Raw genomic sequence first — 12,805 nt, forward strand, 5'->3', positions numbered from 1 at the left:
GACTTTATCGGGTCGCTCGCGCCTGTCATCCGTGCTTAACAGCGTCGCCGTCAAAAATCATGGTGTGACGCATGCGAATCTTGCTCACGGGATCGTCGGGTTGGCTGGGCAGCGCGCTGGCGCCGCGCCTGCGCGCGCTTGGCCATGAGGTGATCGGCCTCGATCCTGTTCCTTCGGTGGAAACGCAGATGATCGGCTCGATCGCCGATCGCGATCTGGTCATGCGGGCGGTCGGGGATAATCGAATCGAAGCCATCATTCACAGCGGCGCGCTGCACAAGCCCAATATAGAGAGCCGCGCCAACAGCGATTTCGTCGCCACCAACGTGCAGGGCACGCTGAACCTTCTCGACGCCGCGGTGGCGAGCGGCGCGCAGCGCTTCGTCTTCACCTCGACCACCTCGCTGATGATCTCGCAGGCGATACGCGACGGCTTCAAGGGCGGTGCGCGCAAGGCCGCCTGGCTGACCGAGGCGATGTCGCCCGAGCCGCGCAACATCTATGGCGTGACCAAGCTTTCAGCCGAACATCTCTGCCGCCTCTATCATCTGCAGCATGGCCTGCCGGTGGTCGTGCTGCGCACGGCCCGCTTCTTTCCCGAAGCCGACGATATGGCGCATGCGATTGAACAATCAGATGCCAACACCAAGGCGAACGAATTGCTGTTCCGCCGGTTGACAGTGGAAGACGCGGCGGAAGCCCATGTCGCGGCATTGGAGAAAGCGCCGCAGCTTGGCTTCGACATTTCTATCGTCTGTGCGCCGACACCGTTCCGGCCTGATGATTGCGCCGAACTGATCGCCGATGCGCCGTCGGTGGTCGCGCGCTATTTCCCGGACTTTCCGGCGCTCTACGCGCAAAAAGGCTGGACGATGTTTGCCTCCATCGACCGCGTCTATGATGCCTCGCGGTTGCGGGAGAGGCTCGGCTTTGTCTGTAAGACGAGCTTTGCCGATGTGCTGGTGGCGCTAAGGGCGGAGAATGGGCCAGGCTAGCGCAATCGCGATCAGGCGACCTTCGCTGCCTGCGCCATTTCGACCGTCAGGTCGCCATAGCCGGTCGCGCGCCGCTCATAGGCAAGGCCGAGCAGGGCGGCGGCCTTTTCCGCGACCTTGTCGAGTTCCGGGTCGTCGGTCTGGGCCAGATAGACCAGCTTTTCGTAATTGCCGAAATAGTCCTTGATCAGTTCCGGGTGCTTGTCGAGGCCGAGCGGCTTCATGAAGAATGCATCGAACTGGCGGCACAGGAAATCCGTCATGTAGAAGGACATCATGTCGTCGTCGGCGATCTTCGCGTAGGCTTCCATGCCTTGATAGAAGGCGAAGCAGTGCGGGCCGGCCATGCGCTCGACGCCATGCTTCTCGATGACGCGGTCGAGCAGGCCACCGGTGCCGCAATCGGCATAGCCGACGAAGATGTGCTCGTAACCCGCCGTCTTGGCCTTCTCGATCGCTCTGTCCATGGCGGGCGCGATGCGGTCGGGATAGAAATGAAACTCGGCCGGCAGGCAGGTCAGTTCCAGGTGATCCAGCCCGAGCTGTTCCTTGACGGCCAATACCTCACGCGCAATCATCCCGCAGGCGATGACAAGCAACCTGTCTGTTTGATTCGGTTTCGTTTTTTGCGTCTTGACCAAGTCGATCAGGCTTTCGCTGCCGGGCCAATTTATCTGTCGAGGGAGACACCACCCATGAAACTGCTACGCATCGCGCCGATAGCCATCCTTGCCTGCGCACTCGCACTCACCGCCTGCGCCAACACCATTCGGGGTGTCGGCAAGGATGTCAAATCGACGGCGAGAGCAGTCAAAGACACTGTCGCCAACTGATCGGCTGCCTCGTCTATCATCTGGGAACAAAAAAGCCGCGCTGCAAGGCGCGGCTTTTCTTCTCGGTCATCCTGATGCCTTGGGTCAGGCCGAAGCGCGGACATTGTGCTTGCGCTTCATGAAGTCCTTGGCGGTCTCGACGGCTACCGCGGCATCGCGACAATAGGCGTCGGCGCCGACGGCCTTGCCGAATTCCTCGTTGAGCGGCGCGCCGCCGACCAGCACGACGTAGTCGTCGCGGATGCCCTTTTCCTTCATCGTGTCGATGACGACCTTCATGTAGGGCATGGTGGTGGTCAAAAGCGCCGACATGCCGATGATGTCGGGCTGGTGCTGCTCGATCGCATCGAGATATTTCTCGACCGCATTGTTGATGCCGAGATCGATGACATCGAAGCCGGCGCCTTCCATCATCATGCCGACGAGGTTCTTGCCGATGTCGTGGATGTCGCCCTTGACGGTGCCGATCACCATCTTGCCCTGCTTCGGCGCGCCGGTGGCGGCGAGCAGCGGACGCAGGATGAACATGCCGGCCTTCATGGCGTTGGCGGACAACAGCACTTCGGGAACGAACAGGATGCCGTCGCGAAAATCCTCGCCGACAATACGCATGCCTTCGACCAGCGCCTCGGTGAGCACCTTGTAGGGTACCCAGCCACGCTCCAGCAGGATGCGCGTGCCTTCCTCGATCTCTTCCTTCAACCCGTCATAGAGATCGTCGTGCATCTGCTGCACCAACTCGTCGTCGGAAAGTTCAGAAAGGATGATCTCGTCGTCGGACATTTTTATCCAGCTCCTCACGGCATCGCGACTGTGTCGCAAGGCACAAAATATTAGCGTTCATACCTAACCCGCAACGGGCGGCTATCCATAGCTGATTTGCGACTTCCCGCAAAAGGAAAGCGACTGGAAAATCTATTGGTTTTCTTGTCGATTTTGCGACAGGCGTTGGCGCGGACGGGCCGTTTCGAATAGGGTGCATGGCTACGATCCGGCGAAAGCCGCGCCATGCGGCCACAACGGCTACGGACCAGCCATCGTCAGGCCAGGCCATATTCAGGGAAGAGCGATCATGAGCGAACACGCGGCAGTCGACCAGGAAGCGTCAAACGCGCGGCGTGGGCGAGGCGCGAGCGGCGGAGCGGCGGCAAGGCGCGCCGCGCGTTCCGGCGGCGGACCCGGTACCCAACTCACCTACATCAAGCGCAAGATCAACATCTATGAGGTGCTCGACGAGGAAGGCCTCGCCCTGATCGAGAAAAACACCGACACGGTGCTCGAAGAGATCGGCATCATTTTTCGCGACGACGCCGAAGCGCTGCGGCTTTGGAAAGAGGCCGGCGCCGACGTCAAGGGCGAGCGCGTGCATTTCCCGAAGGGTCTTTGCCGTTCGCTGCTGAAGACCGCGCCGTCCGTCTATACCCAGCATGCCCGCAATTCCGAGCGCTCGGTGCAGATCGGCGGCAATGCTACTGTCTTTGCGCCGGTCTATGGCCCGCCCTTCGTGCGCGACCTTAACGGTGTCAGGCGCTACGCGACGATCGAGGATTTCCAGAATTTCGTGAAGCTCGCCTATATGGCACCGTCGATCCACCATTCGGGCGGCACGGTGTGCGAGCCGGTCGACGTGCCGGTCAACAAGCGCCACCTCGACATGATCTATTCGCACATAAAATACTCGGACAAGCCGTTCATGGGCTCCGTGACCGCGCCGGAACGCGCCGAAGACACCGTTGCCATGGCCAAGCTCGTGTTCGGCGACGATTTCGTCGAGAACAACACGGTGCTGACCAGCCTCATCAACGCCAACTCGCCGATGGTGTTCGACGAAACCATGCTGGGCGCGCTGAAGGTTTATTCGCGCCACAACCAGGCCTGTATCGTCACGCCGTTTATCCTTGCCGGCGCGATGAGCCCGGTGACGGTCGCCGGCACGCTGACGCAGGTTCTGGCCGAAGTGCTGGCCGGCGCATCGTTCACGCAGCTCATCCGGCCTGGCGCGCCGGTGCTGTTCGGCACCTTTGCCTCGTCGATCTCGATGCAGTCGGGCGCGCCGACCTTCGGCACGCCGGAGCCGTCGCTGGTGTCTTATGGCGCTGCCCAGCTCGCACGCCGCCTCGGACTGCCGTTCCGCACCGGCGGTTCGCTCTGCGCGTCCAAGGTTCCGGATGCGCAGGCGGCCTATGAAAGCGCCAACACGCTGAACTCGACGATCCTCGCCGGCACCAACTTCGTCCTCCACTCGGCCGGCTGGCTCGAGGGCGGGCTGGCGTCCTGCTACGAAAAATTCATGATGGACATCGACCAGCTCGGCATGCAGCAGAAATTCTCCGAAGGCGTCGACCTGTCGGAGAACGGCCAGGCGATGGACGCGATCCGCCAGGTCGGCCCGGGCAGCCACTATCTCGGCTGCGACCACACCCAGGCCAATTTCCAGACGGCCTTCTACCGCTCCAGCATCGCCGACAACAATTCCTACGAACAGTGGCTGGCCGAAGGCGAGAAGACCGCGCCGCAGCGCGCCAATGAGCTCGCCCGCCGCTGGCTGGAAAGCTACGAGGCGCCGCATCTCGATGCGAGCATCGACGAAGCCCTGAAGGAATTCATCGCCAAGAAGAAGGGGTCGATGCCCGACGCCTTCACTTGAAAGGAGCCCGAGTCAGGCGGGGCTAAAGTCGCCAACATCATCCACAAGGAAGTCTGGCGGAGCGCCTTCTCCGACCCGGACAAGAAGGGATGATTCTGTGCGCGGCATGATCGAAGAGATCACGGCCGCGCTCGGCGCCAATGGCCTCATCCTGCGTGGCGGCTTTGTTTTCTCTGACGGCGAGGACGCCCCTCACGGCGCCTCGGGCGCGCCGGCGAAATCCGTGCTGCTGGTGGGGCAGGCGGGTGCTACATCCTGGCCGCATTTCCTGCGCTGGCGCGAACAGCAGCCGTCGACAATCGCCAATCCGCTCGACAGCTGGTCGCGGCAGGTCATTGGCGATGTGGCGGAGGCATTTGGCGCGCGCTCTGTTTCTCCCTCCGACAAGCCCTATCTGCCGTTCCAGCAATGGGCTGTTCGGGCAGAGGGGCTAAAACCGTCGCCGCTCGGCATCCTCATGCATCCGCAATACGGGCTTTGGCATGCCTATCGCGGCGCGTTGCTTTTCGAGGACGAGATCGCGCTTTCGGAGCAGGGCGAGGCAATTCATCTTTGCGACGCGTGTGTCGCGAAACCCTGTCTGAAATCCTGTCCGGTCGATGCCTATTCCACGGAAGGCTTCGCCTACCGGGCCTGCCTGGCGCATGTGCGGGGAGGGAATGGCGTACCGTGCCGGAGCGGCGGCTGCCTCGACCGCAACGCTTGTCCCTATGGCACGGAATATCGCTATCCGTCTGATATCCAGGCCTTCCATATGGCGGCATTCGCCGGCCTGTGATCGTCACGCGATGCTGCACGAAATGTTGACGGATACTTCTAGGGAATGCCTTGCCGTGGAAGGTCGCGTGGATATGTATCGCGCATCTGACAAATGGAGCAGGCAATGACGAAGCATGACCTCAGGATCAAGACCCGTGACGGGGTGGCGAAGGCGGGCCTGTTCCGCTCGGCCAAGACGTCCCCTGCCAAGGCCGGCGTCATTCTCTACCAGGATGCCTTCGGCCCGCGTCCGGCGCTCGACGGCATGGCCGAGCGGCTGGCGGGCGAAGGCTATGCGGTGCTGGTGCCGGACCTGTTCCATCGCAATGCGCCCTATGGTCCGTTCGACGCCAAGACCGCCTTCACCGAGGAAGACAGCAAGGCAGCGCTGATGGCGCTGGTCGCTGGCACGACACAGCAGATGACCATCAGCGACGGCGAGGCCTTTCTCGATGCGCTCGCCGGCGAAGGCATCACGGGTCCGATCGGGACCGTCGGTTATTGCATGGGCGGCGCACGGGCGCTCAACGCGGCCGCGGCCTACCCGGACAGGATCAGGGCCGCCGCCAGTTTCCATGGCGGCAATCTCGCCAGCGATGCCGCCGACAGCCCGCACCGCAAGGCGGCATCCATCAAGGCGAGGGTCTATGTCGGCATGGCCGGCGTCGACCGGAGTTTCCCACCGGAGCAGTCGACACGGCTGGAGGAGGCGCTGCGCAATGCCGAAGTCGACCACGCCATCGAGAACTATGTCGGCATGGCGCATGGCTGGTGCGTGCCCGACCACAGCGTCTACAACGAAGCCGGCGCCGAACGGCATTGGCGAAGGCTGATCACGCTGTTTGCCGAAACACTCGGGTGAAGCTTCCGCCTGCCTGGCACCTTTTCCCGGTAGAACGGGGAGGAGGAAGAGGCGGTGCGTAAAAAATCTTTGCATCACCCCAAGGATTAGCCATTAGCCTTCGTCCAACAGGCAAATGATGGCGATGATGCTGGATGAGAGCGAAGCCTCCGACGCCGAACTGATCGGGCGGGCGAAGGGCGGAGACAGGGGTGCCTTCGGCAAATTGCTGGAGCGCCACTACGACTTCGTCTATCGCGCCGCCTATCGCTGGTGCGGCAAGAAGGCGGATGCCGAAGACATCGCCCAGGAAGTCTGCGTCCGGCTCGGCAAGGCGATCCGCGACTATCGCGGCGGCGGCGCCTTCACGACATGGCTCTATTCCGTGACGATGAATGCGGCGCGCGACATGATGCGCAAGACCGCGCGCGAGACCGTGAAGACCGAGGCCTATGGCGTCCATGCGCTGATTTCGGGCGAGGCCCCGGCCGAGAGCGAGGATCCGGCCGAGGCGCTGTGGACCGCGGTGCGGCAGCTTCCGGACAAGCAGCGCGACGCCGTACTGCTGGTCTATGGCGAGGGCTTGAGCCATGCGGCCGCCGCCGAGGCGATGGCGATCTCGGAGACGACGGTTTCCTGGCACATCCATGAAGCGAAGAAACGGCTGAAGGCGCTGATGCGTTCAGCCGGGGAAGTGTGACCATGGTCGACGACAACGAACTCAACAGACTGCGCGATATCGCGGCACCGGCGCCGGGTGAGAGCGCGAAGGCGCGCGCCTTCGAAGCCGCCCTGCGTGCCTATGATGAGGAAAATATTTCTACCGTCACCCAAGGATCGGTCGGCGGCCTTCGTCTCACAGAGCGAGCACAAAAGCTCTGGAGCGAGATCATGCAAAAGAAACTCATCGCCACGCCGGCTCTTGCCGGGCTCGTCGCCCTGCCGATCGCCGGATACGCCACCTTCCATCTGCTGAGGGAACAGCCGGCCAAATTCGGCGGCGACGAAAAGATCACCGAGACGCTGGCCGACAAGCCGGCGACGTTGAAGCCGGCCGAGCCGAAGCAGGCTCCAACCGAACTGGCGAAGGACAAGAAGGCCGACGCGGATGTCGAAAGCCGCGACGCGACCGGCGTGCTTGTGGCGCCGGCGTCGCCGCCGAAATCCGAAGCCGCCCAGGCCGGCGGCACAGCTCAGCAGACTGCCAATGAACGCGCGGTGTTGGCCGAGCCGGCACCACCGGCGCCAACGGGTGAATTCGCGCTGAATAGCGCCGCGCCGAGCACGTCGCGGCTCGCCCGCGCGCCGGCTGCCGAGTCCAAGCTGATGGCGCCGCAGCCGACCATCGCGCCGGCGGATCAGATCGCGCCGCAGGAGGAAAACCGCAACCGCGTCCAGGATTTCAAGACCAATCCGGTGCATGCGGCGCTGGAAGATCCGGTCTCGACTTTCTCGATCGATGTCGACACGGCCTCCTATTCCTTCGTGCGCCGCTCGCTGAAGGAAGGTGCGGTGCCGCAGGCCGACACGGTCCGTGTCGAGGAGATGATCAACTACTTCCCCTATGACTGGAAGGGACCGGATTCGGCGTCGACGCCGTTCAACTCGACCGTCAGCGTCATGCCGACGCCGTGGAACGGGCACACCAAGCTGATGCATGTCGCCATCAAGGGCTTCGACATCAAGCCGACCGAGCAGCCCAAGGCCAATCTGGTCTTCCTGATCGACGTTTCGGGCTCGATGGACGAGCCGGACAAGCTGCCGCTGCTCAAGTCGGCATTCCGGCTGCTGGTCAGCAAGCTCAGGGCCGACGACACGATCTCGATCGTCACCTATGCCGGTGAAGCCGGCACCGTGCTGATGCCGACCAGGGCTGCCGAGAAGGACAAGATCCTCAATGCCATCGACAATCTGCAGCCGGGCGGTTCGACGGCCGGTGAGGCCGGCATCAAAGAAGCCTACAAGCTTGCCCAGCAATCCTTCGTCAAGGACGGCGTCAACCGGGTGATGCTGGCCACCGATGGCGACTTCAATGTCGGACAGAGCGACGATGATGATCTCAAGCGCCTGATCGAGCAGGAGCGCAAGAGCGGTGTCTTCCTGTCGGTGTTCGGCTTCGGACACGACAATCTGAACGACCAGATGATGCAGACCATAGCCCAGAACGGCAACGGCACCGCCGCCTATATCGACACGCTGGCCGAGGCGGAAAAGGTGCTGGTCGAGGATGCCTCTTCGACGCTGTTCCCGATCGCCAAGGACGTGAAGATCCAGGTCGAGTTCAACCCCAACAAGGTCTCGGAATACCGCCTGATCGGCTACGAGACCCGGGCGCTCAACCGCGAGGACTTCAACAATGACCGCGTCGATGCCGGCGATATCGGCTCGGGTCATTCGGTCACCGCGATCTACGAGATCACGCCGAAGGGCAGCGGCGGCGAGCAGATCGATCCGCTGCGCTATGGCCAGGCCACGGTCAACAATGGCGGCGTCGCCAATGCGGACGAATATGCCTTCGTCAAGATCCGCTACAAGCTGCCGAACGAGGATGTCTCGAAGCTGATCACCACGCCGGTGACCTCGGCCAACGAGGTGGCGTCCTTCGACCAGGCCAGCACCGACCAGCGTTTCTCCGTCGCGGTGGCTGCCTTCGGCCAGAAGCTGCGCGACGAGGATGCGACCGCGAAGTTCGGCTACGACAAGATCATGGAGATTGCCACTGCCGCCCGAGGAGCCGACCCGTTTGGATACAGGTCCGAGTTCCTCTCGCTTGTGCGCCTTGCCTCGGCGCTGGGTGGTAACCGGTAGTGGCGATGACGGCCGGTTTCCTTCGGATGGGATCGTTCTGACAGGGGAAACCGGCCCACGGGCGGGTGAGGCAGGCCGGCGAGGGGTCATTCCCTTGCCGGCCTTTTTTTGGATCCGTCGATATTCAGGTGAGGCCGGCCTGCAAACGATGGTTTCCTGCGCTTCCGGTGCTCACGTACCCAAAAGTACGCTCCGCTCCGGTTCTCGGAACCCATCGTTTTCGACTCGACCTGACCTGAATCTCAACGGATCCTGGCGCAGCGTTAACCGGCATGATCGTTAAATTGCGCGAGATTTCCGGTACCGGATCGCAATTTCCTGTTGCTACACCGGACTTGTTTACAGGGCTTGAGGGAGCCGGAATTGCAGATCAGGACTATCGCCAACTCGCCGCCGCCGGTGCGGGACGCTTCGACGGTTTCATCAGCCCCATCGGCCGAATCCAGACGCATCAGCGACGATGTCGCGCAGGCGCGTCACACTGCAATGTCGGCGCTGACCAACGACCGCTTCCGCGCCATGCTGGAACAGATCACCGATCCAGCTTCTTCCGGCGCGCTGATGACGATGCGCGGCGACAATGTCGTCGATTTCAGGTCGGCGCAATCGAGCTACGCCGACAACAGCGAATAATCGAAATCCTCAGGCCCGGCTGCGGCGGCGCTCGCGGCGGGCCTCGCTGGTCTCGGCGGTGTTTTCCGTCGCCACCTTGTTGCGCATCGGACCGATGCGCTCGACGATCGTCTCGACCGTCGGACGACCCGCCTTGGTGTGGGCGTCGAGTGCCTTGCGCATGGCGGCAAGGTGCTGGAACGAAGTGCCGCAGCAACCACCGACAATCTTGGCGCCGGCATCGACGGCGAGGCGAACATAGTCGGCCATCAGTTCCGGCGTGCCGGAATAATGGATCTCAGTACCGCGGAATTCCGGAATGCCGCAATTGCCCTTGACGATCACCGTCGCCTGCGGCTTCGCCTCGGTCATGTCGAGCAGCGAGGCCAGGATGTCTGAAGCGCCGACGCCGCAATTGGCGCCAACGCCGAGCGGTGCTTCGGACAGCCCGTCAACGACGCCATGGATGTCTTTCGGCAGCAGGCCCATCATGGTGCGGCCGGCTGTGTCGAAGGAGCCGGTATAGGTGTACGGGAGGCCGACGCGGATGGCGGCTTCGGCGGCGGCGCGAATCTCGTCGGGCGCCGACATGGTCTCGATCCAGGCGACTTCGGCGCCGCCTTGCTTGAGGCCCTCGATCTGCTCGGCAAAGGCGTCGACAGCTTCGTCATAGGTCATGGCGCCAAGCGGCACCAGCAATTCGCCGGTCGGGCCGACGGAGCCGGCAACGATCACCTTGCGGCCGGCCTTGTCGGCGACGGCGCGGGCAATCTCGGCGGCGCGCTTGTTGAGCGCTTGCACGCGATCCTGCGCATGGTGGAGTTTCAGCCGGTGGCGGGTGCCGCCGAAGGAATTGGTCAGGATGATGTCGGCGCCGGCATCGACGAAATTCTGGTGCAGGCTGGTGATGGTGTCGGGCGCCGTCTCGTTCAGCAATTCCGGCGCCTCGCCGGCCTCCAGGCCCATCGCGAACAGATTGGTGCCGGTGGCGCCATCGGCCAGCAGCACGCCCTTTTCAGCCAGCAGGGCATCGATCGGATTGGTGGTGGTCATCGGATTGGCTTTCGTGTTTCAAATTCGAATAAGGATATAAAGAAGTCTTTATGTCTAGTCAATGATTTGTGGCGGCCTCGGCAATGCGAATGGCGTGGCCCTCAACCATGTCGGGGTCCAGCAATCGAATGACCATGATTGCCGTCGATCAGACATAGCCTGACGGGAACGACATGCCGGCCAGATTGCGGGCGAAGGCGGCGGCCTCGTGCGGATTGACGTCGGCGGCGCGGATCAGATTGTCGAAATGCTGGGTCAGCGCCTGGACCGGCTGGGTGGCGTTCAGCACGACATACATGTCGCCGACATAGATGGCGGCGCGATAGGGGCCGAAGATGGTGAGCGGGATCGAATAGCGCATGCGGCCGTCATAGAGAAACAGCCGGAAGGTCGGGTAGAGATCTTCGAGCAATGTCGCCATATGGGCGAGCTGCTGCCGGCGGTCGGCCTCGGGAAAACGATCCCACACACCGAGGCCGCGCGCGAAAATCTCCAGCGTGTGGCGCGGCATGCAGACTTCCATGTCGGTTTCCGGGCGTCGGTTGTATTCGATGCGGTATTGCGTCTCGCTGGCCTGTGCCAGGCGGCTCCTGTTGGTGATGTTGGCCTCGTAGTCGACCAGCGCGCGGGTCCGCAGCAGATCGGGAATGCCTGCGGGCACGTAGCGGATCTTGGTGCCGGCTGCCTCGGCGAACCATTTGGCGAGCAGCGTGCGGTCGAAACCGTCGGGCGCCTCCTCGATCTCCAGGCTTTCGCGAATTTCGCCGGTGACGCCTTCGTCCTGGCTGAGGCCGAGCAGCCAGTCCAGCGACACTTTGAATTCGGCGGCGATGTTGAGCAGCGTTTCGGCGCGCGGCAAGCGCGTCGAGGCGCCCGACATCAGCTGCGACAACGCCGAGCGGTCGATGCCGACTGCTGACGCGAAGGCCGACTGATTGAGGTCGGATCGTGTCAGGAGCAGCTTCAGACGCTCCCGGAAAATTGCTGACAGATCGCGTTTGTCCATCGTCCGCTTCTCCGAATCTTGAGGAAAAATTTGCGCCGAAACCGTCCACGGAGGTGCCTCAGGCGTAAATGAATCCCCAAGCATGTTTACAATGTGTAACATGTGCAGTCAAAAATGCGCAATCGCAACAGTTTGTATACTTTGTCGCGTTGAGTGGAATCGCTTCTCCTGACACTATGCTGTCAGGAACCAGTTGGGGTTCCGACGACTGAGGGGCAGTGGTCGATAGCATGACAGGCAAGAGCATCAAGCGACGCAACACACCGGCCATCGAGTGGCCGACCGCGGTTCTCGCTTTCTTCTGTTACGGAACGTGGCTTGCCACCGGTTTCCTGCTCTGGCCTTCCCATCCCATCGTGGCCCTCGCTCTCCTTGGCTTCATTCTCGCACTGCAGTCGTCGATCATGCACGAAGTGCTGCATGGCCATCCGACGCGCAGCGCGCTGATCAACGAGGCCTTCGTCTTCCTGCCGATCGGCCTGGTCTGGCCGTACCGCCGCTTCAAGACGCTGCACCTGCGCCACCATGCCGACGAGCGGCTGACCGATCCGCTCGACGATCCCGAAAGCTACTATCAGGCGCTGTGGCAGCACGACGATTTGCCGCCGACGATGAAGTTCCTGCTCAAGATCAACAACACCATGGCCGGCCGTTTCTTCCTTGGCCCGTGGCTGTCTTGCATCGGCTTCTTCATTGACGATTTCAAGCAGATGATGGCCGGCGACAAGGCGATCCGCAAGGCTTGGCTGCTGCATGCGATCGGCCTCGCCATCGTGGCGCCGATCGTGCAGTTCGGCTTCGGCATTCCGCTGTGGCTCTACATTCTGGCGCCGGTCTGGCTCGGCCAGTCGCTGATCGCGATCCGCACCTTTGCCGAGCATCAGTGGTCCGAGCATCCGGAAGGCCGCACGGTGATCATCGAGCGCTCGCCGCTGTCGTTCCTGTTCCTCAACAACAATCTTCACTTCGTCCATCACAAGACGCCTACGGTGGCCTGGTACAAGCTGCCGAGACTGTTTCGCGAGCGTCGTGACGAGTGGCTGCGGATGAACAATGGCTATGCCTATCCGAACTATTTCGCGCTGATCAAAGCCTATGCCTTCAAGGCTAAGGAGCCGATCGTGCATCCGGTGCTGCGGCGTGCGCCTGAGCACGGCCGGGCGTTCAAGCCGCGCATCCGGGCACGCAACATCAATGGGCTCGGCACGGCGCCGGTGCCCGCCGAGCCGCCCAAGGAATAATTCGCGGCAT

General features: G+C 62.4%; 13 protein-coding genes. 9 read left to right on the plus strand and 4 right to left on the minus strand.

Features of this window, described 5'->3' with window-relative positions; genetic code table 11:
• The first annotated feature begins 71 nt into the window (after window positions 1-71).
• Window positions 72-995, plus strand: a complete 924-nt coding sequence (locus tag JG747_RS18440) for an NAD-dependent epimerase/dehydratase family protein (RefSeq protein WP_202359771.1) — start codon at window positions 72-74, stop codon at window positions 993-995.
• Window positions 996-1,006: 11 nt separating this feature from the next.
• Here the strand turns inward: JG747_RS18440 and JG747_RS18445 are convergent, their stop codons facing one another.
• A complete protein-coding gene (locus JG747_RS18445; protein WP_202359772.1) occupies window positions 1,007-1,636 on the minus strand; it encodes a DUF1638 domain-containing protein in 630 nt (209 codons plus the stop codon).
• A gap of 54 nt (window positions 1,637-1,690) precedes the next feature.
• On the opposite strand from JG747_RS18445, the gene JG747_RS18450 reads away from it, so the two are divergent.
• Entirely contained in the window at window positions 1,691-1,828 is a 138-nt protein-coding gene (locus tag JG747_RS18450) for an entericidin A/B family lipoprotein (RefSeq protein WP_019858698.1), read from the plus strand.
• A gap of 84 nt (window positions 1,829-1,912) precedes the next feature.
• Here the strand turns inward: JG747_RS18450 and JG747_RS18455 are convergent, their stop codons facing one another.
• Window positions 1,913-2,611, minus strand: a complete 699-nt coding sequence (locus tag JG747_RS18455; protein WP_027046950.1) for a corrinoid protein — start codon at window positions 2,609-2,611, stop codon at window positions 1,913-1,915.
• 289 nt (window positions 2,612-2,900) lie between these two features.
• Here JG747_RS18455 and JG747_RS18460 point away from each other — a divergent pair, with 289 nt between their 5' ends.
• From JG747_RS18460 to JG747_RS18485, 6 genes are all read left to right on the plus strand, one after another.
• A complete protein-coding gene (locus tag JG747_RS18460; protein ID WP_202359773.1) occupies window positions 2,901-4,475 on the plus strand; it encodes a trimethylamine methyltransferase family protein in 1,575 nt (524 codons plus the stop codon).
• A 97-nt stretch (window positions 4,476-4,572) separates the two neighbouring features.
• Window positions 4,573-5,253, plus strand: coding sequence for a hypothetical protein (locus JG747_RS18465; protein WP_202359774.1), 681 nt, complete (start codon window positions 4,573-4,575; stop codon window positions 5,251-5,253).
• Window positions 5,254-5,358: 105 nt separating this feature from the next.
• On the plus strand, window positions 5,359-6,096 hold the full coding sequence (locus JG747_RS18470; RefSeq protein ID WP_083246978.1) for a dienelactone hydrolase family protein: 738 nt from the start codon (window positions 5,359-5,361) through the stop codon (window positions 6,094-6,096).
• Between the two features lie 118 nt (window positions 6,097-6,214).
• Complete coding sequence (locus JG747_RS18475) at window positions 6,215-6,775, plus strand: RNA polymerase sigma factor (protein ID WP_027046948.1); 561 nt, start codon at window positions 6,215-6,217, stop codon at window positions 6,773-6,775.
• Between the two features lie 2 nt (window positions 6,776-6,777).
• Window positions 6,778-8,883, plus strand: coding sequence for a vWA domain-containing protein (locus tag JG747_RS18480; RefSeq protein ID WP_202359775.1), 2,106 nt, complete (start codon window positions 6,778-6,780; stop codon window positions 8,881-8,883).
• A gap of 363 nt (window positions 8,884-9,246) precedes the next feature.
• Window positions 9,247-9,516, plus strand: a complete 270-nt coding sequence (locus tag JG747_RS18485; protein WP_027046947.1) for a hypothetical protein — start codon at window positions 9,247-9,249, stop codon at window positions 9,514-9,516.
• Between the two features lie 9 nt (window positions 9,517-9,525).
• Here JG747_RS18485 and bmt read toward each other — a convergent pair whose 3' ends face one another.
• Both bmt and JG747_RS18495 read right to left on the minus strand, forming a co-directional pair.
• Window positions 9,526-10,548: a betaine--homocysteine S-methyltransferase gene (bmt, locus tag JG747_RS18490; protein WP_019858688.1), complete on the minus strand. Its 1,023-nt coding sequence runs from the start codon at window positions 10,546-10,548 to the stop codon at window positions 9,526-9,528.
• A gap of 148 nt (window positions 10,549-10,696) precedes the next feature.
• The gene (locus JG747_RS18495) at window positions 10,697-11,554 is read right to left on the minus strand and encodes a helix-turn-helix domain-containing protein (protein WP_027046946.1); all 858 of its coding nucleotides are present in this window, start codon (window positions 11,552-11,554) and stop codon (window positions 10,697-10,699) included.
• A 230-nt stretch (window positions 11,555-11,784) separates the two neighbouring features.
• Between JG747_RS18495 and JG747_RS18500 the strand changes: the two genes are divergently transcribed.
• Window positions 11,785-12,795: a fatty acid desaturase gene (locus tag JG747_RS18500; RefSeq protein ID WP_027046945.1), complete on the plus strand. Its 1,011-nt coding sequence runs from the start codon at window positions 11,785-11,787 to the stop codon at window positions 12,793-12,795.
• Window positions 12,796-12,805: the final 10 nt, after the last annotated feature.

It is taken from the genome of Mesorhizobium sp. 131-3-5 (genome assembly GCF_016756575.1).
GTDB classification, from domain to species: Bacteria; Pseudomonadota; Alphaproteobacteria; order Rhizobiales; family Rhizobiaceae; genus Mesorhizobium; species Mesorhizobium jarvisii.

Bases quoted from the DNA above. Each gene is read 5' to 3' on its own strand.
- JG747_RS18440 (WP_202359771.1), top strand. From the start codon at position 72: ATGCGAATCTTGCTCACGGGATCGTCGGGTTGGCTGGGCAGCGCGCTG.
- JG747_RS18450 (WP_019858698.1), top strand. From the start codon at position 1,691: ATGAAACTGCTACGCATCGCGCCGATAGCCATCCTTGCCTGCGCACTC.
- JG747_RS18455 (WP_027046950.1), bottom strand. From the start codon at position 2,611: ATGTCCGACGACGAGATCATCCTTTCTGAACTTTCCGACGACGAGTTG.
- JG747_RS18460 (WP_202359773.1), top strand. From the start codon at position 2,901: ATGAGCGAACACGCGGCAGTCGACCAGGAAGCGTCAAACGCGCGGCGT.
- JG747_RS18470 (WP_083246978.1), top strand. From the start codon at position 5,359: ATGACGAAGCATGACCTCAGGATCAAGACCCGTGACGGGGTGGCGAAG.
- JG747_RS18475 (WP_027046948.1), top strand. From the start codon at position 6,215: ATGGCGATGATGCTGGATGAGAGCGAAGCCTCCGACGCCGAACTGATC.
- JG747_RS18480 (WP_202359775.1), top strand. From the start codon at position 6,778: ATGGTCGACGACAACGAACTCAACAGACTGCGCGATATCGCGGCACCG.
- bmt (WP_019858688.1), bottom strand. From the start codon at position 10,548: ATGACCACCACCAATCCGATCGATGCCCTGCTGGCTGAAAAGGGCGTG.
- JG747_RS18495 (WP_027046946.1), bottom strand. From the start codon at position 11,554: ATGGACAAACGCGATCTGTCAGCAATTTTCCGGGAGCGTCTGAAGCTG.
- JG747_RS18500 (WP_027046945.1), top strand. From the start codon at position 11,785: ATGACAGGCAAGAGCATCAAGCGACGCAACACACCGGCCATCGAGTGG.